This window comes from Janthinobacterium sp. GW822-FHT07H11, from assembly GCF_058798615.1.
Genome location: NZ_CM179507.1, coordinates 3,357,685 through 3,379,632 on the forward strand (window position 1 = coordinate 3,357,685; position 21,948 = coordinate 3,379,632).

Here is a 21,948-nt window from a genome sequence, read left to right on the forward strand (position 1 = left end):
ATTTTGTAAGGTGCGCGGCAAAAAGCTTGCTGCGGGTAGCGCCATCACCGCAACTTCCATGCCACCGAAGGCGGCCGCAGGGCGCCGCGGCGCGGGCCGGTGCCGGCACGCGCCGCCGTCCGCAAATGGACGCGCCAGGTGTCCGCTTCCGGACACCTGGCGCGGCGAAGCGGAATTTGTCTGGAGGCGGCCCGCGCCGGCTGCTAGAATCGGCCCACCTTGACCTCTCCTTTTCCCATGGCCGATCCTGCTGCGCACGTGCTGATACTCGATGACGACGCCGATGTCGCGTATGCGGCGCGATTGCTGCTGCGCCGGCACGCGGACCGGGTGAGCGTCCTGGCGCATCCGCGCGAGCTGGCGCGCCAGCTGGAAGGCGAGGCCGGCGTGCCCGACGTGCTGCTGCTCGACTTCAATTTCACGCGCGGCCGCACGGACGGCGCCGAAGGCCTGCAGGTGCTGGCGCAGCTGCAGGCGCTGCCGCGGCCGCCGGCGGTGATCGCCATGACGGCATATGCCGACGTGGCGCTGGCCGTCGAGGCGATGAAGCGGGGCGCCTGCGATTTCATCACCAAGCCGTGGGACAACGCGCGCCTGGCCGCGGCCGTCGACGGCGCGCTGGCGCGGCGCCGTCCGGCACCCGCCGCGACGCCGGTGCAGCCCGCGTGCGGCAGCATGGACGGCGCCTGCGCCGCCCTGATGGGCAGCTCGCCGGCAATGCGCGAACTGCGCGCGTTTATCGCCAGCGTGGGACCGACGCAGGCCAATGTGATGGTGCTCGGTGAAAATGGCGTGGGCAAGGAGCTGGTGGCGCGCGCCATCCATGCGGCGTCGCGGCGCGCCGGACGCCAGTTCCTGGCGGTGGACATGGGCAGCCTGCCCGAAGCGATGCTGGAAAGCGAGTTGTTCGGCCACCGCAGGGGCGCGTTCACGGATGCGCGCGGCGACCGCGAGGGGCGTTTCCAGGCCGCTTCCGGCGGCACCCTGCTGCTCGACGAAATCGGCAACCTGGCGCTGGGCGCGCAAGCGAAGCTGCTGACGGCGCTGGAGCGGCGCGAAGTCACGCCGCTGGGCGCGGACCGGCCGCAAGCCATCGACGTGCGCATCGTCAGCGCCACCAACCTCGATGAACGGCAGCTGTATGACGCGCAGGTCTTTCGCCCCGATCTGTTGTTCCGCCTCAATACCATCGTCATCCGCGTGCCGCCGCTGCGCGCGCGCCGCGCCGACATCGCGCTGCTGCTGGCGCATTACCTGGACCATTATGCATGCCAGTACCAGCGGCCGCGCATGGCGCTGGCGCCCGGCGTGGCCGAAGCGCTGCACGCGCATGACTGGCCCGGCAACGTGCGCGCGCTGCGGCATGCGTGCGAGCGCGCCGTGATCCTGGCGCAGGCCGATGCCTACCGGCTGGAAGATTTCGGCCTGTTTGCGCCAGGCGCCGCTGCGCCAGCGGCCGTGCCGCCGCCGGCGGCGGCCGCGCTGACGCTCGAGGCGCTTGAGCGCGACGCCGTCGGCGCCGCCCTGGCGCAAGTGCAGGGCAATATCAGCCATGCCGCGCGCGTGCTGGGCGTGAGCCGCGCCGCGCTGTACCGCAAGCTGGAAAAGCATGGACTCTAGGCGCCGCGCGCGGCGCGCGCTGGCCGCCGGCGCCGGCTTGCTGGCCCTGGCCGCCGGCGGCGCGGGCGCCATCGCCGCCGGCCCGGGCCAGGGCCTGCCGCTGGCGCGCGGCGCGGCCTGCATCGCGCTTGCCGCCTGGGCCATTGCGCTGCTGCGCCAGGCCTGGGCCGTGCTGGCCGCGCCGCCGCCCATCGAATGCCCGCCCGGCGCGCCGCACGACGCTGCGCGCCAGGCGCGGCACGTGCTGGCCCTGGAAACCCAGCTGGAATTCGCCCCCGTCGCCCTGTTTCGCGTGCACGGCGGGCAGGCGGGGGAGTGCGTCGCCGTGAATGCGCGCGCGCGCCGCCTGCTGGCGCCCGGACGCGCCATCGATGCGGACGACCTGGGCGCCACCCTGGCGGCGCTGGCGGAAGGCCAGCGCAAGGTGATCGACTTCCACACGGAGCGGGGCGCCGAACGGGCGCTGGCCACGGCCAGCGCCATGCTGGTCGAAGGCCTGCCGCAGCGCCTGGTGGCGCTGATGCCGATGGAAACGGAGCTGGAAGCGGAAGCCATGCAGGCCTGGCAAAAGCTCGTGCACGTGCTCACGCACGAAATCATGAATTCGCTCACGCCGGTGGCATCGCTGTCGCACACGGCGCGGGCATTGCTGGCCGGGGCGGACGGCACGCTGTCCGCCGCCACGCTGGACGACCTGGACCTGGCCCTGGAAACCATCAGCCGGCGCGCCGACAGCCTGACGCATTTCGTCAGCGGCTACCGGCGCCTGGCCAGCGTGCCCGAGGCGCGGCCGCAGGCCTTCAGCCTGGCCGCGCTGTTCGCCCGCCTGTCGGCGCTGGTGGGACCGGCGTGGCTGGCGCGCGGCGGGCAGGCCAGTTTCGCGGCCGAGCCGGCGAACCTGGAGCTGCTGGCCGATGCGGGCCAGCTGGAGCAGGCGCTGGTCAACCTGCTCCGCAACGCGGAGGAAGCGTGCGCGGAGCAGGCCGCGCCGCAGGTGCAGGTCAGCGCGCGGCTGTCGCGCGGCGGGCGGCTGCGCATCGAAGTGAGCGACAATGGGCCGGGCGTGCCGGAACACCTGGCGACGGACATTTTCACGCCCTTCTTTTCCACCAAGGGCACGGGCAGCGGCATCGGCCTGGCGATGGTGCGCCAGCTCGTGCACCGCAATGGCGGCGCCGTGCGCCACGTCAAATCGGTGGCGGGCGGCGCCCGCTTCGTCATGATTTTCTAGGTGCTACCTGGCCTTCAGCAGCGGCGCCAGCTGCGGCCAGATATTCTTGAGGATGGCCGGATGCGCCTGCGCGTTCGGGTGCATGCGGTCGGCCTGGAACAGCTGCGGCTGGTCGGCGATGCCTTCGAACATGAAGGGCACCAGCGGCGCCTTCCATTCCTTCGCCAGCTTGCCGTACACGCCATAAAACTGTTCGCCATAGGCGCGGCCATAGTTGGGCGGCATGCGCATGCCCACCAGCACCACCTGCGCGCCCGATTTTTTTACCGCCTCGCCCATGGCGCGCAGGTTCGCTTCGGCGGCCGCCACGGGCAGGCCGCGCAGGCCGTCGTTGGCGCCCAGTTCGATCAGCACGACGTCGGGCTGGTGCCTGGCCAGCAGCGCGGGCAGGCGCGCGCGCCCGCCGCTGGTGGTCTCGCCGCTGATGCTGGCGTTGACGATGCGCGTGTCGTTCTTTTGCGCCTTCAGGCGCTGCTCCAGCAAGGCAACCCAGCCCGTGCCGCGCGCCAGCCCGTACTCGGCCGACAGGCTGTCACCGAGCACCAGCAGCGTTTTTGGTGCAGAATAGGCGTTCGTCATGCCTGACACCAGGAGCAGGGCTGCCGCAGGAAGCAAGGACAGGGTGCGCCGCCGCAGGCGGCTGCCGCCCTTGATACTTATTTGTTCACGAAATTTTTTAAGATAGATCAGCATGCCCGAATTCCCTAAAGCGACTTCCACCAGTTTTCTCCCATCAGAAGCAGCAGCCCGGCGGCCTGCCGCACCCGACAGCCAAAAGGCCCGGCCGGCCATCGAAGTGGTCCAGCTGGCCAAGCGCGTACCCGATGCCGATGGTGAGCTGACCATCCTGCATCAAGTTGATTTTACCGTGCAAACGGCCGAGACGCTGGCCATCGTCGGCGCCTCCGGTTCCGGCAAGTCCACCTTGCTCGGCCTGCTGGCCGGCCTGGACACGCCCAGCGAGGGCAAGGTCATGCTCGACGGCACCGATATCTTCGCCCTCGACGAAGACGGCCGCGCCGGTTTCCGCAAGGAAAAGCTCGGTTTCGTCTTCCAGTCCTTCCAGCTGCTGGCCCATCTGACGGCGCTGGAAAACGTCATGCTGCCGCTGGAGTTGCGGGGCGACCCCGATGCGAAGGAAAAGGCGCAAGCCATGCTGGGCCGAGTCAACCTGGGCAGCCGCCTGAAGCATTACCCGAAATACCTGTCCGGCGGCGAGCAGCAGCGCGTGGCGCTGGCGCGCGCCTTCGTCACGCAGCCGCCGCTGCTGTTCGCCGACGAGCCGACGGGCAGCCTGGACGCCGCCACCGGCGAGGCCGTGATCCAGCTGATGTTCGAGCTGAACCGCGAACGGGGATCGACCCTGGTGCTCGTCACGCATGACAGTTCGATCGCGGCCCGCTGCGGGCGCACCATCACGATAGCGGCGGGCAGGCTGGTGTGATTGCTGCTGGTGTTTGTCGGATTACGCGTTCCGCTAATCCGACCTACTCGACCTGCCCGACCTCCGGTCCGCAGGTTGGATTAGCCCGCAGGGCGTAATCCAACACCCCCACGCCATACGCTTATGCCGACAAGGCATTGATCAGCTTGCGTATCGCCGGGATCAATTCCCCGGCCGTCAGGCCTATGGGACCGCTGCCTGCCGCCACCAGCGCATCGGCCGCCGCGCCGTGCAGCCACACGGCGCCAAGCGCCGCTTCCCATTCAGGCCAGCCCTGCGCCAGCAGGCTGCCGCACAGGCCGGACAATACATCGCCCGTGCCGGCCGTGGCCAGCGCGGGGCCGCCCGTGGTGTTGACGACGACGCCGCCATCGGGCGCGGCGATCACCGTGCCCGACCCTTTCAGCACCACGATGGCGCCCAGCTGCGCGGCCAGCTGGCGCGCCGCGCCCAGGCGGTCCGCCTGCACCTCGGCCACCGTCAGGTCGAGCAGGCGCGCCGCTTCCAGCGGATGCGGCGTCAGGATCGTCGCCCCCGCGCCGGAGCGCACGGCCAGCGCCGACTGCAATTCCGGCTCGGCCGCCATCAGGTTCAGGGCGTCGGCGTCCAGCAGCAGGGGGCTGTCGCTCTCGAACGCGCGCTGCAGCAGTTCCACCGTATCGACGTCGCCGCCCAGGCCGGGCCCGGCCACCAGCGCGGCGAAATGCAGGCCCGAGAAATCGAGGTCTTGCGCGCGGCGGCACATCAGTTCCGGCTGGCCGCTGTCGAAGGCGGGCGGCGCGTCGGGAAAGGCGATGTACACTCTTCCCGCGCCCGCATGCAGGGCCGTGCGGGCCGCCAGGATGGGCGCGCCGGCCATGCCTTGCGCGCCGCCGATGACGGCCACGCTGCCGTAGCTGCCCTTGTGCGTATTTTGCCGGCGCGGCTGCAACTGGCGGGCGAACAGGTGCAGGCCGCCCAGCTGCGCCCTGGCTTCCGGCAGCAGGGCCGGATCGATCGCCAGGCCGGCCACTTCCACCTCGCCCGCAAAATCGCGGCCGTTCGCCGTGTGCAGGCCCGGCTTGTCGCCGATGAAGGTGAGCGTATGGCTGGCGCGGATGGCCACGCCGTCGATGGCGCCCGTGTCCGCGTGCAGGCCGCTGGGCACGTCGAGCGCCAGCACGGGACAATCAAGCTTGTTGACCAGCTGCGCCATGTCGCGGCATTCGCCGTCCAGGGGGCGCGAGGCGCCGATGCCGAACAGGCCGTCGATGACGAGGTTCCACGGGGCGGCGCCCACGGCGGCGGCAGCCATGCTGGTAGCCGCCTCCATGCAGCGCGCCGCGCTGTTGCGGGCGCGGCTCAGGGCCGCTTCGCGCTCGGGCGACGTGGCCTGCGCCTCGGGCGCCAGCCAGGCCAGCACTTCGATGCCGCTGGCGGCCAGGTGGGCCGCCGCTTCCAGCGCGTCGCCGCCGTTGTCGCCGGGGCCGGCCAGCACCAGCACGCGCATGTGGCCACGGCCGTCGGCGTCTTCCTGCGCGTGCAGCAGCTTCAGGGCGGCGCTGGCGGCGGCCTGGCCGGCACGCTGCATCAGGGTGCCTTGCGGCAGGGTTTGCGCGGCCGCCTGTTCAATGGCGCGGATGTCGGCGATGGCGTACAGCGGTGCGGCGGTGTCAAGCAGGGTCATGGGGCGTTCCAGTTGTCGGTATCCCTTCAACATAAGGCCGATCCGCGCGGAAGGCAAGGTGCGCACGCCTGCCGTGCGCGCTAAATTGTGCGGCTACAATAGCCATCTCACATAGCGCGGGAGGCGGGACGATGGACTGGCAATTCTGGATAGACCGGGGCGGCACCTTTACGGACATCGTGGCGCGCCGTCCTGACGGCAGCCTGGCCACGCATAAACTGCTGTCGGAGAACCCGGGCCAGTACCGCGACGCGGCGCTGGCCGGCATGCGCCAGCTGATGGGCCTTGCGCCCGGCGCGCCGCTGCCCGTGGAGCGGGTGGGGGCCATCAAGATGGGCACGACGGTGGCCACCAACGCGCTACTCGAGCGCAAGGGCGAGCCGACCGTGCTGGCCATCACGCGCGGTTTTCGCGACGCCCTGCGCATCGCCTACCAGAACCGCCCGCAGCTGTTTGCGCGCCAGATCATCTTGCCGGAACTGCTGTACGGCGAGGTGATCGAGATCAATGAGCGCATGGGTGCCCACGGCGACGTCGTCACGCCGCTCGATGAAGCGGACGCGCAGGCGGCCCTGGCGCAGGCGCATGCGCGCGGCCTGCGCGCCATCGCCATCGTCTGCATGCACGGCTACCGCTACCCGGTGCACGAGGCGCGGGTGGCGCAGCTGGCGCGCCAGGCCGGTTTTACGCAGGTGTCCGTGTCGCACGAGGTCAGTCCCATGATGAAACTGGTGGCGCGCGGCGACACCACGGTGGTCGACGCCTACCTGTCGCCCATCCTGCGCCGCTACGTGGACCAGCTGGCGATGGAACTGCCCGGCGTGCACCTGCAGTTCATGCAGTCGAACGGCGGCCTGACCGATGCGCGCGCCTTCCAGGGCAAGGACAGCATCCTGTCCGGCCCCGCGGGCGGCATCGTCGGCATGGTGCGCGCCAGCGCGCTGGCCGGCTTCGACAAGGTCATCGGCTTCGACATGGGCGGCACGTCCACCGACGTGTCGCATTACGCGGGCGAGTTCGAGCGCGTGTTCGAGACGCAGATCGCCGGCGTGCGCATGCGCGCGCCCATGATGAGCATCCACACGGTGGCGGCGGGCGGCGGTTCCATCCTGCATTTCGACGGCGCCCGCTACAGGGTGGGGCCGGACAGCGCGGGCGCCAATCCCGGCCCCGCCAGCTACCGGCGCGGCGGCCCGCTGGCCGTCACCGACTGCAACGTCATGCTGGGCAAGCTGCAGCCCGCGCACTTTCCCCGCGTCTTCGGCCCCGACGCCGATGAAGCGCTGGACGCGGCCACCGTGCGCGTCCAGTTCGAGGCGCTGGCGCGCACGGTGAACTCGACGCCGGAACAGGTGGCGCAAGGCTACATCGCCATCGCCGTGGGCAATATGGCCAACGCCATCAAGCAGATTTCCGTGCAGCGCGGCCACGACGTCACCGGCTACACGCTCACCAGCTTTGGCGGCGCGGGCGGCCAGCACGCCTGCCTGGTGGCCGACGCGCTGGGCATGCGCACGGTCTTCATCCACAGCCTGGCGGGCGTGATGTCGGCCTACGGCATGGGCCTGGCCGACCAGAGCGCGATGCGGGAACAGGCCATCGAGGCCGCCTTGGGCAAGGACTTGGCCGGCGATTTCGCGGCCCTGGGCGCACTGGCGCGCGGCGACTTGCTGCGCCAGGGCGTGGCAGGGGAGCGCATCGTGCTCGTGCATCGCGTGCACCTGCGCTACGAAGGCACGGATACGGCCCTCGTCGTGCTGTTCGATACGGCCGCCGGCATGCAGGCGCAGTTCGAAGCGGCCTACAAGAAGCGATTTTCCTTCCTGATGCCGGCGCGCGCCCTGGTCGTCGAAGCCATTTCCGTGGAAGCCATCGGCGCGTCCGATGCGCCGCCAGCGGCCGCGCCGGCCCATGCGCCCCGCGCAGGCGTGCTGGCGCCCATGGCAACGGTGGCCATGTACTGCGCCGGGGCGTGGCGCGACAGCGGCCTGTATGCGGCGGACAGCCTGCGGCCCGGCGACGCCATCGACGGCCCGGCCATCGTCAGCGACGCCAATGCCACCACCGTGATCGAGCCGGGCTGGCGCGCCGAGGTGACGCCGCATGGCCATTTGATCCTGCGCAGGGTCGTTGCCTTGCCGAAGCGTGTCGCCATCGGAACGGACGCCGACCCCGTGATGCTGGAAATTTTCAATAACCTCTTCATGTCCATCGCCGAGCAGATGGGCCTGCGCCTGCAGAATACGGCCCATTCCGTCAACATCAAGGAGCGGCTTGATTTCAGCTGCGCCATCTTCGACGCGCAAGGCCAGCTGATCGCCAATGCGCCGCACATGCCCGTGCACCTGGGCTCCATGGGCGAGAGCATCCGCACCGTCATGACGCGCAACGCAGGCGGCATGCGGCCCGGCGACGTCTTCATGCTGAACGACCCGTATCACGGCGGCACGCATCTGCCCGACGTGACGGTCATTTCGCCCGTGTTTGACGAAAACGGCGGCGCCATCCTGTTCTATGTCGGTTCGCGCGGCCACCATGCCGATATCGGCGGCACGACACCGGGCTCGATGCCGCCCGACTCCACGCGCATCGAGCAAGAGGGCGTATTGATCGACAATTTCAGGCTGGTCGACGGCGCCACGGGCGCGATGCGCGAAGACGCCACCCTGGCCCTGCTGGCGGGCGCCCGCTGGCCGGCCCGCAACCCGCAGCAGAATGTAGCCGATTTGCGCGCCCAGGTGGCGGCCAACCAGAAGGGGGCGGAAGAACTGCGCAAGATGGTCGCGCATTTCGGCATCGAGGTCGTGCAAGCCTACATGGGCCACGTGCAGGACAATGCCGAGGAAGCCGTGCGCCGGGTCATCACCACCCTGAAGGACGGCAGCTACACGCTGGACCTGGACAACGGCGCGCGCATCCAGGTGGCGATCACGGTCGACGCGGCGCGGCGCGGCGCCACCGTCGATTTTACGGGCACGTCCGCCCAGCTGCCGAACAATTTCAACGCGCCATCCGCTGTCTGCATGGCGGCCGTGCTGTACGTGTTCCGCACCCTGGTCGACGACGACATTCCCCTGAATGCCGGCTGCCTGAAGCCCTTGACCGTGATCATCCCGCCCGCGTCCATGCTCAACCCCCGGTATCCGGCCTCCGTCGTCTCGGGCAACGTGGAAACCTCGACCTGCATCACCAACGCCCTGTACGGCGCGCTGGGCGCGATGGCCGCCTCGCAGGGCACGATGAACAATTTCACGTTCGGCAGCGAGCAATACCAGTATTACGAGACGATTTCGGGCGGCTCGGGCGCCGGTCCCGGCTTCGACGGCACGGACGTGGTGCAGACAAACATGACCAATTCGCGCCTGACGGACCCGGAAATCCTCGAATGGCGCTTTCCCGTGCGGCTCGACAGCTACAGCATCCGCGCCGGCTCGGGTGGCGTGGGGCGCTGGCATGGCGGCAACGGCGGCGTGCGCCGCGTGCGCTTCCTGGAGCCGATGACGGCGGCGATTTTGTCGAACAACCGCATTATTCCCCCGTTCGGCATGGACGGCGGCGAGGCGGGCGCGCTGGGGCGCAACTACGTCGAGCGCGTGGACGGCACGGTGGACCAGTTGGCGCATATCGGCAAGACCGATATGTGCCCCGGCGACGTGTTCGTCATCGAGACGCCGGGCGGCGGGGCTTACGGCAAGCCGGAATAGGCGGCGCCGGCGCTGGCACCGCTGAGCTGCGCTCGCACCAGGCCCACGTCGCGCATGGGCGCGCGGCCGAACTGGCGGCTGTATTCGCGGCTGAACTGTGATTCGCTGGCGTAGCCGACGCGGTAGCCGGCCGTGCCCGCGTCGATCTGCTCGACCAGCATCAAGCGCCGCGCTTCCTGCAGGCGCAGCAGCTTCTGGTACTGCATCGGCGTCATGGCCGTAATCGCCTTGAAGTGGTGGTGCAGCGAGGACATGCTCATGTTCGCCATGCCGGCCAGGTGCTCGATGCGCAGCGGCTGCGCGTAATGGTGCTTGATCCAGTCGATGGCTTGCGCCACCTGGTGCGACTGGCTGCTGGCCAGCGCCATGTGGCGCAAACGCGCGCCGACGGGGCCATTGAGCAGGCGATACGTCAGCTCGCGGCGGATCAGGGGCGCCAGCGCGGCGATTTCGCCCGGCTTGTCGAGCAGGCGCACGAGGCGCAGCATGGCGTCGAGCAGCTCGGGCGAGACGTCGCTGACGGAAATGCCGCGCGTGGCGGGCAGGATCTTCTGCTGCGCGCCGCCGCCCGTGCCGCCCGCGCTTTCGCTGTCGAGCAGCGCCGCCACGTCAGCGATGTCGATGCCCAGCACCACGCACAGATGCGGCTGTTCTTCGCTGGCCTGCGCCACGCGCACCTGCACCGGCAGGTCGACGGACGTCAGCAGGTACTGCATGCGGCTGTAGTGGAAGGTGTCCGTGCCCAGGGTGACGTCCTTCGCCCCCTGCGCGATGATGGCCACGCTGGGGCGCGCCGCATGGAACAGCGACTCGGTGACCGAGGACTGGCGGTGGAAGGTCAGGTTGGCGATGGCCGTCGCGTAGTCGCCGTTGCGCGGCGCGTGGCGGCTGATCAGGGCGGCGATTTCGTCTTGCGGGGGAATTGGCGTGGACATGGTGCAGTAGGCTTCAGGCGTGGAGGGGCAGGGGATGATCTTACGCAGGTTTGGAGGATCGTGCAAAGGTCTTGCAGGATCGCGGTAACGGACACCAGGCTTCTCGGGCACACTTGTGCAATCGCATGCACGGCACGCGTCCCCCTCGTCACACATATCAGATACAGGAGTTTTCATGAGCACCATCGCCAAAGGCTACGCCGCATTCGGCCCCACTTCCGCACTGCAACCGTTCACGTTCGAGCGCCGCGCCCCGCGCGAAGACGACGTGGCCATCTCGATCAAATACTGCGGCGTATGCCATTCCGACATCCACCAGGCGCGCGACGAATGGGGCGGTTCCGCCTTCCCCATGGTGCCCGGCCATGAAATCGCCGGCGTCGTCACGGCCGTCGGCGCCAATGTCAGCAAGTTCAAGGTGGGCGACCACGTGGGCGTGGGCTGCTTCGTCGATTCCTGCACCACCTGCAAGACGCGCAACGTGGACCTGGAACAGTACATGCCGGGCCTGATCCAGACCTACAACGGCGTCGAAGCGGACGGCAAGACGGCCACCCAGGGCGGCTACTCGGACAGCATCGTCGTCAAGGAAGGCTATGTGCTGTCGATCCCCGACAACCTGCCGCTGGACGCGGCCGCGCCGCTGCTGTGCGCCGGCATCACCCTGTATTCGCCGCTGAACCACTGGAAGGCCGGTCCCGGCAAGCAGGTGGCCATCCTGGGCATGGGCGGCCTGGGCCACATGGGCGTGAAGATCGCCCACGCCATGGGCGCCGAAGTGACGGTGCTGAGCCAGACCCTGTCGAAGCGCGAAGACGGCCTGCGCCTGGGCGCCGACCACTATTACGCCACCAACGACGCGGAAACGTTTACAAAGCTGGCCGGCACCTTCGATCTGATCATCTGCACGGTGGGCGCGGCCATCGACTGGAACCAGTACATCAACCTGCTGAAAGTGGACGGCAACATGGTCATCGTCGGCATCCCGGACGGCGCCGTGCCGCCCGTGAGCGCCTTCGGCCTGGTGGGCGCGCGCCGCAGCCTGTCCGGCTCCATGATAGGCTCGATCAAGGAAACCCAGGAAATGCTGGACTTCTGCGGCAAGCACAATATCGTCTCCGACATCGAGATCATCCGCATCCAGGATATCAACGAGGCGTTTGAGCGCGTGGTCAAGAGCGACGTCAGGTATCGTTTTGTGATCGACATGGCATCCCTGTAACACCCGGCGCGCCCGTGTTTGTTGGATTACGCGCTTTGCGCTAATCCAACCTACGCCTGTCCAGCGGTCCGGTTCGTCTGATTAGTGCGGTAGGTCGGATTAGCGCGTACGCGCGTAATCCGACAACCCCGCCAGCTCCCCATCCCCGCCCAAAATCAAGCACTCATGTCAATTTTTCTTTCCTTGCATCAAAAATCGGCATAAAATGAAACCGTACAGTACAGTTTCACTACGTAGATTTAAAAAAATCAGCCATCCCCGGCCTGCTGGCCTGGGCAGGGGAGGCGTCATGGATAAAAAATGGACACTACAACAAAGAATGGAGCGGCGGCGATCCCGCCGGTCTCCAGGCGCAAGCGCCTTGCGCTGGCGGTTTTCGGCATTTTCCTTATACTTTCCGGCCTGGCCCTGGCGGCGGGCGGCATCGAACTCATCACCCTTGGCGGTTCCTGGTATTACCTGCCGGCTGGTCTCGGCCTGATCTTGGCCGGCGTGCTGTATCTGCGCCGCAAACCGCTGGCCAGTGCCGTCATCGCGGTGCTGCTCATCGCCACCTTGCTGTGGGCCGTGTGGGAAACCGGTTTCGCCTTCTGGCCCATGGTGCCGCGCCTGGCGCCGTACCTCGTCATCGCTTTCGTGGCCGCCCTGCTGCATCCGTGGCTGGCGGGCCGCGCTCACGGCGGCCCCTCGCGCGGCTTCGCCGCGCTGTTTGCCGTCGTGCTGGCGGCCGGTTTTGCTGCCATGTTCAAGCCGCATGGCGTGCTGGAAGCGACCGTTCAGCCGCGGCAGGATGCCGTGGCCGCCGTCAACGACGGCAGCGCCAACTGGGCGCATTATGGCTATGGGCCGAAGGGCACGCGCTTCGCGCCCTATACGCAGATCGACAAGCAGAATGTCGACCAGTTGCAGGTGGCCTGGACCTACCGCACGGGCGAGCTGGCCGAGGGCGCTTCCGAGTCGCAAAACACGCCGCTGCAGATCGGCGACACCATCTACACATGCACGCCGACGAGCAAGGTCATCGCGCTCGACGCCGATACGGGCAAGCAGCGCTGGAGCTTCGACCCGAAGCCGGCCAACATCAAAACATGGAACCGCTGCCGCGGCGTGGGCTACTACGAACCGGCGACAGTGACAAAACCATTTCGTTTCGACGGCATGCAGGCGGCCGGCGCGCCGCAAGCGGGCGTCTGCGCCAAGCGCATCGTGCAAGTGACCATGGATGCGCGCCTGATCGAGATCGATGCGCAGACGGGCAAGCCGTGCGAGAGTTTCGGCGACAAGGGCTCCGTCGACCTGACCGTCGGCCTGGGCAAGGTCAAGATGAACGTGCCGTACTACGCCTACACGTCCGCGCCGACGGTGGCGCGCAACCTGATCATCCTGGGCGGCTGGGTCTTCGACGGCCGCTCCACCGACGAGCCGTCGGGCGTCGTGCGCGCCTACAGCGCCGACACGGGCGAGCTGGTATGGGCCTGGGACCTGGGCAACCCGGCCATCACCAAGCTGCCGCCGGAAGGGCAGACCTACACGCGCAGCACGCCCAACATGTGGTCGGCGCCCGCTTTTGATGATGCACTGGGCCTGGTCTACCTGCCGACGGGGAACGAGCAGCCCGACTTCTGGGGCGGCAAGCGTCCGCCGCTGACGGAAAAATATGCGTCGGCCATCGTCGCCCTCGACATGGCCACGGGCCGCGAACGCTGGACCTATCAAACCGTCCACCACGACATCTGGGATTACGACGTGGCCGCGCAGCCGGCCCTGTACGACGTCCCGGACGGCAAGGGCGGCACAATCCCCGCGCTGGTGCAGCTGACCAAGCGTGGCCAGATCTTCATGCTGGACCGCCGCACGGGCAAGCCGATCGCCGAAGTCATCGAAAAAGCCGTGCCGCAGGAGCACGCGGCCGGCGACTGGGTGGCCAAGACCCAGCCATATTCGACGGGCATGCCGGCCCTCGGCGCGGAAACCCTGACGGAGCGCGACATGTGGGGCGCCACCTTCTTCGACCAGCTGGCTTGCCGCATCAGCTTCCGCAAGCTCAATTACCAGGGCGAGTTCACGGCGCCCAGCACAAAAGAGACGCTGATCTATCCGGGCTACTACGGCGGCTTCAACTGGGGCGGCGCGGCCGTCGATGAAAGCAATGGCTATATGTTCGTCAACGACATCCGCATGCCGCAAGTGGTCAAGCTGGTGCCGCGCGAGACGGTGGACGTGGCCAAGCTGACGGCTGGCCACGGCGTGGGCAGCACCTATCCCATGGATGGCACGCCCTTCGTCATCGACCACAAGGCCTTCAACTCGCCGCTGGGCATACCGTGCCAAAGCCCGCCCTGGGGCGTGTTTGCCGCCATCGACCTCAAAACCCGCACCAAGGTGTGGGAGCGTCCGGCCGGCACGGTGCGCGATGCCGTCATTAACGGCGTGCGCGCGCAGCTGCCCATCCCGCTGGGCATGCCGACCCTGGGCGGCGGCATGAGCACGGCATCGGGCCTGGTGTTTTATGCGGGCACGCAGGATTACTATTTGCGCGCCATGGATATCGCCACCGGCCGTGAAGTGTGGAAGGCGCGCATGCCCGTCGGCTCGCAAGGCACGCCGATGACGTATGTGTCGCCCACGTCGGGCCGCCAGTACGTGGTGGTGGCGGCGGGCGGCGCCCGCCAGAGCCCGGACCGGGGCGATTACGTGATAGCATACGCGCTTCCCAAGACACAGTAAGAGTTTGCTTCATGCCCCAGTTGCGCACCGTTCCCGCTTCCCCCAGCAATCGAAGCGAGGAGCGGCGGCGCAAGCTGCTGGTGGCGGCGGCGGACCTCTTCCTCGCCTCCGGCTACGACGGCGTCAGCATGGACGCCATCGTGGCCGAGGCGGGCGGCTCGAAAGCCACCGCCTACCGTTATTTCGGCAGCAAGCAGGAATTGCTGGTGGCCGTGGTGGAGTACTTGTGCGCCGACTTCATCATCGCGCTGCGCCAGCTCGATACATCGCAAGCGGGCCTGGAACAGGGTTTGCAATTGATCCTCGATGAACTGGTGGCCGTCGTCACCAGCCCCCGCCACGTGGCTTTCTACCGCCTCGTCGTCACGGGCGCGGCCGCCGTGCCGGCCGTGGGCCTGACCTGGTACGAACACGGCCCGCAAGTGTGGCACGCATTGATCCTGCGCCTGCTGGAGCAGCAGCGCGCCCAGGGCCGCATCGCGCCCGATACCTCGCTGTCCAACCTGCCGCAGATTTTGTTCGACGCCGTCTTTTCGCACCTGACCACGCGCACCGTCATGCTGGGGCAGGGCGGCGACGCCGCCGCGTTCCGGCCCTTGATTGCGGAACTGATCGAACTGGTGGTGGCGCGCGTGGCGCGCCGGCCGGATTAGCGGCGCCGCCGAGGCCCGGCAGGGCCGTAATCCGACGCTGCGAAGCCTGTCCGACCTGCGCCACGCTTGCATCGAGCTTCGAAAGCTTGCTCGGCGGCTCAGGCTTGCGGCGCCGTCCAGACCAGGTTCCACAAGTGGCCATCGATATCCTCGAAGCCCTGGTCATACATGAAGCCCTGGTCCTCGGGCGGATGCGGCGTGCGGCCGCCGGCGGCAACGGCCCTGGCGATCAGGCTGTCCACCTCTTCCCGGCTTTCGCAGCTGAGGCAAATGACGACTTCATTGGCTTCCCTTGCATTTGCCACCGGCTTGTCGATCAGGGACTGGAAGAAGGGTTCGGTCGTCAGCATGGCCTGGATGGTGCCGTCGACGATATTCATGAACGCCGCGTTCTCTGCGCTGTACCGGGCATCGAAGGTAAAGCCGAGAGCGGAAAAGAAGGCCCTGGACTTGTCCAGGTCCTTCACGGGCAGGTTGAGGATGATCTGTTTGTGCATGGCGCCTCCTTGCCAGGTTGGGATTGCGTGGAACAGGGGAAATGGGCAATCGCAGCCTCATTCCTGTGGCTACGGTCCGTCATGACTTTACCTCAGATGACAGCGCAGCGGCAGTCAGTTCAAGTTTGATTCACATCAGCGGATACGGCAGCCCGGCCAGCGTGGCTTGCCTGATGAGCCTTTTTCCCCGCTCGGCGACGAGCGCAAGGAGCTGCGGCGCGTGCTGGCGATGGCGGAAAAAGGGGAGTCCGAGAAGCCCGTCTACACGCTCAGGGGCGAGCCTTGACCGAACCTTGCCCCGCGCTGCGAACCCGTTTCACGGAATCGCTCTGGCTTGCGGCGGCAAGCGGCGGGCATTTGCACCGCGTTGTTGACCACGCCTTTTCCATGCAGCAGGCGCTGGCAGCCACCTTCAATTGCGTCGCAAGAATGGATTTATCGCGGCAGCGGCCGCTCAGGAGGGGCATTCAGTGCCGCCACCTTGGAAAATGCTTCAGCGATGAAGTCCATGAACACGACGGAGCGCGTTGGCAGCAGCCTGTTTGCGACATAGACGATTTGCACCGGGACCGGCAGGGCCGTGTGCCCCGTCAGGAGCAGCTGCAAATTGCCATTCCTGAGGCCTTCCTCGAACAGCCACTGCGGCCCATGTCCGATACCGAGTCCCGCGTTGACCAGTTCTCGCGCGGCCTCAGGCGAGTTGACCCGCACCCTCCCGGATACGGGTACTTGCGTCTCCCTGAAGCGCCATGTGGCACCTGACGACAGCAGGGTGTAGATCACGCAATCGTGCCCGCGCAGATCATCGGGCGCGAGCGGGACGCCACGTTTGGCGAGATAGCCCTTGCTGGCGACGAACACGCGCTCGAACAGTCCGATGCGCCGCGCGCGCAGTGCGCTGTCTTCCAGGTGGCCGATCCGGATTGCCAGGTCCGCTCCCTCGTCGACCAGACCCACATAGCGATCACTGATCTGGAGATCGAGCGCCAAGCCAGGATAGCGCTCCAGGAAGGTGGGGACCTGCGGCAAAACAAATGCATGTGCCAGGGCGGTCGGGCATGCCACGCGCAGCAATCCGGACGGATCGACATTTTCCCTGAAGGACGATTCGGATTCGTCGACGGCGTCAAGGATGCGCCGGACTTCCGCATAGTAGCGTTCGCCTTCGGGCGTGAGGGCAAGTTTGCGCGTTGACCGGTGCAGCAGTCGCGTTTGCAGATGCTCTTCCAAGGCCGCCACATGACGACTGACGTTCGGCTGCCCCAAGCCCAGGTCGCGGCCGGCTGCGGAAAAGCTCCCTGTCTCCACCGCGCGCGCGAAGCATGTCATTAACAGAAACCGGTCCACAGTTACTCCTCATTCAATTCATGCAATTGGAGCATGAATTATATGCAAAGATGCGATCTTATCGAATTTCTTGCATGAGTGCATAGTTCTCTCCACGGCAGGTCAGCCAACGCTGGTTGATCATGAATCATCTACAGGAGAATTTTATGTCCCGTTTGCAAGGAAAACGTACGCTTATCACCGGCGGCACCAGTGGCATCGGCCTCGAAACAGCCAGGCAGTTCCTCGCCGAAGGCGCCCGCGTCGTCGTCACCGGCGTCAATCCGGAATCCATCGAGAAGGCCAGGCAGGAACTTGGCGCCGAGGTTCTCGTGCTGCGCGCCGATTCCGCCAGCGTCGCCGCCCAACAGGAGTTGGCGCAAGCCGTCCAGGCGCACTACGGCCAGCTCGATATCGCCTTTCTCAACGCTGGCGTATCCGTCTGGACGCCGATCGAAGCGTGGACGGAGGAAATGTTCGATCGTTCGTTCGACATCAACGTCAAGGGACCCTATTTCCTGATCCAGGCGCTGCTGCCAGTGTTCGCGAACCCCGCATCGGTGGTGCTCAACACATCGGTCAGCGCGCACGTCGGTTCCTCGCATTCATCGGTATATGCCGCAACCAAGGCCGCATTCTTGAACTTGTCGAAAACGCTATCGGGCGAACTGCTGGCACGCGGCGTTCGCGTCAACGCCGTCAGTCCCGGCCCCGTCGAAACGCCGCTGTACGACAAGCTCGGCATCCCGGATGCCTACCGCGATCAGCTCAACAAGGAAATTACGGCAACGATTCCCTTCGGCCGCTTCGGCACGCCGGAGGAAGTGGCCAAGGCGGTGTTGTACCTCGCTTCCGATGAGTCCCGCTGGACCGTCGGCTCCGAAATCATCGTTGACGGCGGCCGTATGCTTAACGGCTGACGTCACACAACCGCCGAACTATACGGATGCGCCCGCTCCGAATGCGCGAGCGGGCATCATTTTCAAAGAGAGTATTCAGATGCCAGAAACGCGATTGACGCTCGTCAGCCACCCGCTGTGCCCCTTCGTTCAGCGGGTCGCCATCGTATTGCATGAAAAAGGGATCGCTTTCGGGCGTATCGATGTTGATCTTCGCGACAAGCCGGAGTGGTTCCTCGCCATGTCCCCGACGGCCAAGGTTCCGCTGCTCCAGGTCTTACACGACAACGGGCGCGAGTCCGTCCTGGTCGAAAGCGTCGCGATCTGTGAATATGTCGAGGACGTGCAAGCTGCACCCGCATTGCATCCTGTCGATGCGCTGCTACGTGCGCAACACCGTGCATGGATGGAGTTCGCTTCTGCCATGTTGTCCGACGCATGGGGCCTGCTGAACGCCTCCGGCCACGAAACGGCAAAGGCCAAAGGTACTGCTTTCAGGAAGAAGCTGGAGCGGCTTGAGGCAGCCATGTCTGACGGTCCTTATTTCGGCGGAAAAGCCTTCAGCATGGTCGATGCCTTCATTGCCCCGGTTTTTCGCTACTTCGACCTGCTTGCATTTGAGTCCGGCCACCCGGTGTTTGACGGCCTCGAACGGGTAGCCATCTGGCGCCGCGCATTGGCCCGGCGTCCGAGCGTCAGGGCGGCCGTGGCGGACGATTATGCCGCCCGCTTGCGCCAGCATTTGCACGATCAGAACGCACTATTGGCGCGCAATCCTCCTTCTGGCGTCGTCCCGACCTGAGCGCTTGCCCTCCCAACCTGCCGTCGTGGGCCGTAGGGCGATGCAACATGCGCAAACGGCGGCGATGGGACGGCTCACCTTGTCGAACGTTGTTGTCGATTGGCAGGCAGGGCACAGGCAAGAGTCAGGTCGCAATACCATACTTGTGCTGCGTGGCCGCATACTGCTGCCTGAGCGACTCCAGCTGCGGATGCCTGGGGTCGATCTTGCGGATGACCTGCATCTGGTGCTGCGCCTGTTCGGCCAGCGGCGCTTCCCAGCCCAGCATATTGAGCTGGCGCAAGATGGCCTCGACGGAGGCGAACAGCACGGGCAGGTTGCCCGGCGTCTTGCGCAGCGCCTGGCGCAGCACGAAGACGGCGCCCTTGAGTTCCCCGCTTTCCACCTTGCTGGCCGCCTCCTGCATCAATTCCTGCACCTGGTGGGTGATCTGCTGGCCCATGCCTTGCGCCAGGTCATGCCGTCCCGCCTTTTCAAACACGTCCACGGCCGCTTCCATCGTCACGTCGCTGTCGGCTTCGTTGACGAGTTTCATCATGACGTCGGATGCCGCCTGTTCCAAATTGTTCTTCAGGCAACTTTGCACCAGCCCCACCTTCAGCTGCGTCGACAGGCCGCGCGCCGTGTCCAGGGCGGCGGCGGCCAGCTGCAGTTCGCTGGCGGCGGCGATGTCGTTGCCCGACAGTTCATGCAGCATGGCGGCCGAGATGGCGCGGCACGCTTCGACGTTGGCGCTGCCCCGCAAGGAGCGCTCCATGTCGCGCAGCACGCCGCTGGCCTGCGGCGCGTCGCCCTTCTTGACCAGCGTCTTGACCAGGTTGACATGGTCTTCCGGGTCGCGAAATTCGGAGTACTTGGCTTTCGTCACCACCTGCTTGTAGGCCCGTTCGGCCACGCCGATGTCGCCCGTGTCGTAGGCGATGCCGCCCAGGTGGCGCAGCCGGCGCACCATGTGCGGCGAAATGGCCACCGCGTCCTCGAGGATTTTCTTGGCCTGCACCTGCTGGCCCATGGCTTCATGGTTTTGCGCCAGCAGGTCGTAGGCGGCCATGAAGCGGGGATTTTGCTCGACCAGCTCCAGCAGCGCGTCTTGCGTTTCCTCATAGCGCTGCTGTTCGAACAGGGTGCGCGCCAGTCCCAGGTGGGCCCAGGCCATGGGCCGCGTGGCCAGCATGTCGGCGTAGATCTGTTCCGCTTCCTTCCATTCGCCGAGGGTGATATGCAGCTCGGCGCGCAGGCGGGCGAAATCGGCCGCCAGGCGCGGGTGCTGCAGTTCGGCCGCGCGGCAGCTTTTCACGGCTTCGCGCAAGTCGCCCTTGTCGATCAGCTGATAGGTGGGCAGGAAAATGGCGCGCCGCTCGATGGCGCGCGCGATGCGTCCGCTCAGCACGTCGACGGTGAACGGCTTCAGGATGTAATCGGACGGGGTCAGCTCGGCTGCGCTGATCACCTTGCTGTGGATGGCTTCCGAGGTCAGCATGATGAAGATCGTCCACAGGCCGATCAGCTTGTGGTGGCGCAAGTCTTCCAACAATTGCTGGCCGTCCTGGCCGTCCGTGCCGCTACCAAGATCGTATTCGCACAGGATGATGTCGAACGGTTTCTTCATCAGCAGGCGGATGGCCGTGCCCGCATTGACCGCATATTCGACCTTGCTAATGGCCGCCTGGTTCAGCATATTGTGCAGATTGCCCCGCATGCTGGGGTTCGGGTCGACGATCAGGACAGATAAGTCGCTATTTTCTGGCATTGTTCAGCTCTCGTTCATCTGTTTTGCGCATCGGCATTGCATCGGCTTTTCCATAATGCAGTGTAGTTGCCTAATAATATTATTTTTTATCAGCATACTGCAAAGCCGGGCCGCGCCGCCAATAAAATGCGCCGAATCGGGCACGGGGCAGGGCGTCGCCATGCAAGTGTTGCATCGCGGCGCAATGCGGGCGCCGCCGGGCGTTGCGTGCAAGCACCTCCAAGCGCGGATCACCTTGCATGGTTACCTCGGAAAGAGTATTCTATTTGCAACTTCAAGGCCTGCCCCGGGCGGGCCGGATGCGAGGCATGCGCAGCGGTGCATACCGTCAGTGGCGGAACCGCCGGCGCCTTTCCGCATGCCCTTTACCTGGATTTTCTTGCCGCCATGCCTTTTCCCTCCCTGAGCACCCTGCGGCGCGTCGCCGTTCCCCTTGCCTTTGGCGGCAACAGCGAACAGCAGCATACCTATTTCGCGGAATTGCACCGCGTTGGCATGGTCACGCAAGTGCTGGGCGTCATTGCCTACAGCATGACGTGGCTGCTGATGCCGCCCGCCTACGAGCCGCAGCTGCAGCATGCCGTGCTGGCGCTGCTGGGCATGCTCTGCAGCCTGGTGGTGCGCTACCGCTGCACCACCTTGCCCGTGCTGACCATCACGGGCGCCTGCGCCGTGCTGTCGCTGACCTTCGGCTTGCGCACCATGGCCGACGCCATCGACCACGCCAGCTTCTGGGTCTTGCCCGTGGGCGCCTTCATGACCCTGGCCATCGCCTCCATCTTCAATGGCGGCCTCAGTTACCTGGCCGTGGTGGCCGGCGTCTGGTGGAACATGGGCCACGGCCTGTTTCCCGTGAATGCGGGCATGCCGGACGAAGCCTGGGTGCCCTTGCTGATCGCCGCCAGCGTGCTGTTCGGGCTGGCGCTGAACGTCAGTTTCAGTTTATTGCGTTTACGCAACTATCACGCCAAGGTGGAATTGACGCGGCTGGCTTTCCAGGACAGCCTGACGGGCTTGAACAACCGCCGCATGTTCACGCAGCGCGCCCAGCAGATGCATGGCGCGCCGCAGGGAGGCATGCTGCATTTCCTGATGATCGATATCGACGATTTCAAGATCATCAATGACCAGCAGGGGCATGATGCGGGTGACGCGGTGCTCATGCGCACGGCCGCCATCATCGCCGACAAGGCGCAAGGCCATCTGTGCGGGCGCCTGGGCGGCGAGGAGTTCGGCGTCGTCTATGCGGGCAGCCGCGAAGATGCGGCCGCCTTTGCCGGCTCCCTGGTCGAGGCCGTCAGCCAGGCTTTCCATGCCGCCCAGTTCGTCTCGATCAGCGTGGGCGTGGCCGAGGTGGACCGGGGCAAGGACCTGGGCCACAGCTACCGCCTGGCCGACGAATCGCTGTACCAGGCCAAGCGCCAGGGCAAGAACCGCTACGTGATCGCTTGAGCTTTGTCCGGCGCGGCTGT

Annotated in this window: 16 protein-coding genes; 10 read left to right on the forward strand and 6 right to left on the reverse strand. The window is 66.4% G+C overall.

Annotated elements, in window-relative coordinates:
* Positions 1 to 219 precede the first annotated feature (219 nt).
* Positions 220 to 1,620, forward strand: a complete 1,401-nt coding sequence (locus AC3RCJ_RS14795; protein WP_492964503.1) for a sigma-54-dependent transcriptional regulator — start codon at positions 220 to 222, stop codon at positions 1,618 to 1,620.
* Complete coding sequence (locus AC3RCJ_RS14800) at positions 1,610 to 2,851, forward strand: sensor histidine kinase (protein ID WP_492964504.1); 1,242 nt, start codon at positions 1,610 to 1,612, stop codon at positions 2,849 to 2,851. Before AC3RCJ_RS14795 ends, AC3RCJ_RS14800 begins: the two co-directional genes overlap by 11 nt.
* 3 nt (positions 2,852 to 2,854) lie before the next feature.
* On the opposite strand, the gene AC3RCJ_RS14805 is transcribed toward AC3RCJ_RS14800, so the two are convergent.
* A complete protein-coding gene (locus AC3RCJ_RS14805) occupies positions 2,855 to 3,544 on the reverse strand; it encodes an arylesterase (protein ID WP_492964506.1) in 690 nt (229 codons plus the stop codon).
* Here AC3RCJ_RS14805 and AC3RCJ_RS14810 point away from each other — a divergent pair.
* Complete coding sequence (locus tag AC3RCJ_RS14810) at positions 3,543 to 4,295, forward strand: ABC transporter ATP-binding protein (protein ID WP_492964508.1); 753 nt, start codon at positions 3,543 to 3,545, stop codon at positions 4,293 to 4,295. The two genes, AC3RCJ_RS14805 and AC3RCJ_RS14810, sit on opposite strands and share 2 nt — an antisense overlap.
* A 121-nt stretch (positions 4,296 to 4,416) precedes the next feature.
* Here the strand turns inward: AC3RCJ_RS14810 and AC3RCJ_RS14815 are convergent, their stop codons facing one another.
* A complete protein-coding gene (locus AC3RCJ_RS14815) occupies positions 4,417 to 5,961 on the reverse strand; it encodes an NAD(P)H-hydrate dehydratase (RefSeq protein ID WP_492964510.1) in 1,545 nt (514 codons plus the stop codon).
* Between the two features lie 131 nt (positions 5,962 to 6,092).
* Between AC3RCJ_RS14815 and AC3RCJ_RS14820 the strand changes: the two genes are divergently transcribed.
* Positions 6,093 to 9,665, forward strand: coding sequence for a hydantoinase B/oxoprolinase family protein (locus AC3RCJ_RS14820; protein ID WP_492964512.1), 3,573 nt, complete (start codon positions 6,093 to 6,095; stop codon positions 9,663 to 9,665).
* Here the strand turns inward: AC3RCJ_RS14820 and AC3RCJ_RS14825 are convergent.
* Positions 9,647 to 10,600, reverse strand: a complete 954-nt coding sequence (locus AC3RCJ_RS14825; protein WP_492964514.1) for an AraC family transcriptional regulator — start codon at positions 10,598 to 10,600, stop codon at positions 9,647 to 9,649. The two genes, AC3RCJ_RS14820 and AC3RCJ_RS14825, sit on opposite strands and share 19 nt — an antisense overlap.
* Positions 10,601 to 10,775: 175 nt before the next feature.
* Between AC3RCJ_RS14825 and AC3RCJ_RS14830 the strand changes: the two genes are divergently transcribed.
* The 3 genes from AC3RCJ_RS14830 (at position 10,776) to AC3RCJ_RS14840 (ending at position 15,202) form a co-directional block, all read left to right on the forward strand.
* The gene (locus AC3RCJ_RS14830) at positions 10,776 to 11,822 is read left to right on the forward strand and encodes an NAD(P)-dependent alcohol dehydrogenase (protein ID WP_492964516.1); all 1,047 of its coding nucleotides are present in this window, start codon (positions 10,776 to 10,778) and stop codon (positions 11,820 to 11,822) included.
* 300 nt (positions 11,823 to 12,122) lie between these two features.
* The gene (locus AC3RCJ_RS14835; RefSeq protein WP_492964518.1) at positions 12,123 to 14,549 is read left to right on the forward strand and encodes a membrane-bound PQQ-dependent dehydrogenase, glucose/quinate/shikimate family; all 2,427 of its coding nucleotides are present in this window, start codon (positions 12,123 to 12,125) and stop codon (positions 14,547 to 14,549) included.
* A gap of 11 nt (positions 14,550 to 14,560) precedes the next feature.
* Complete coding sequence (locus AC3RCJ_RS14840) at positions 14,561 to 15,202, forward strand: TetR/AcrR family transcriptional regulator (protein ID WP_492964520.1); 642 nt, start codon at positions 14,561 to 14,563, stop codon at positions 15,200 to 15,202.
* A 98-nt stretch (positions 15,203 to 15,300) separates the two neighbouring features.
* On the opposite strand, the gene AC3RCJ_RS14845 is transcribed toward AC3RCJ_RS14840, so the two are convergent.
* On the reverse strand, positions 15,301 to 15,699 hold the full coding sequence (locus AC3RCJ_RS14845; protein ID WP_492964522.1) for a VOC family protein: 399 nt from the start codon (positions 15,697 to 15,699) through the stop codon (positions 15,301 to 15,303).
* 435 nt (positions 15,700 to 16,134) lie between these two features.
* Positions 16,135 to 17,046, reverse strand: a complete 912-nt coding sequence (locus AC3RCJ_RS14850) for a LysR family transcriptional regulator (RefSeq protein ID WP_492964524.1) — start codon at positions 17,044 to 17,046, stop codon at positions 16,135 to 16,137.
* Positions 17,047 to 17,192: 146 nt separating this feature from the next.
* Between AC3RCJ_RS14850 and AC3RCJ_RS14855 the strand changes: the two genes are divergently transcribed.
* Complete coding sequence (locus AC3RCJ_RS14855) at positions 17,193 to 17,945, forward strand: SDR family oxidoreductase (protein ID WP_492964526.1); 753 nt, start codon at positions 17,193 to 17,195, stop codon at positions 17,943 to 17,945.
* 94 nt (positions 17,946 to 18,039) lie between these two features.
* Positions 18,040 to 18,726: a glutathione S-transferase family protein gene (locus AC3RCJ_RS14860; protein WP_492964525.1), complete on the forward strand. Its 687-nt coding sequence runs from the start codon at positions 18,040 to 18,042 to the stop codon at positions 18,724 to 18,726.
* Between the two features lie 124 nt (positions 18,727 to 18,850).
* Here the strand turns inward: AC3RCJ_RS14860 and AC3RCJ_RS14865 are convergent, their stop codons facing one another.
* Positions 18,851 to 20,476 carry a response regulator gene (locus tag AC3RCJ_RS14865; RefSeq protein WP_492964523.1) on the reverse strand — a complete coding sequence of 542 codons (1,626 nt, stop codon included), beginning with the start codon at positions 20,474 to 20,476 and terminating at the stop codon, positions 18,851 to 18,853.
* A 387-nt stretch (positions 20,477 to 20,863) separates the two neighbouring features.
* On the opposite strand from AC3RCJ_RS14865, the gene AC3RCJ_RS14870 reads away from it, so the two are divergent.
* Positions 20,864 to 21,928: a GGDEF domain-containing protein gene (locus AC3RCJ_RS14870; protein ID WP_492964521.1), complete on the forward strand. Its 1,065-nt coding sequence runs from the start codon at positions 20,864 to 20,866 to the stop codon at positions 21,926 to 21,928.
* Positions 21,929 to 21,948: the final 20 nt, after the last annotated feature.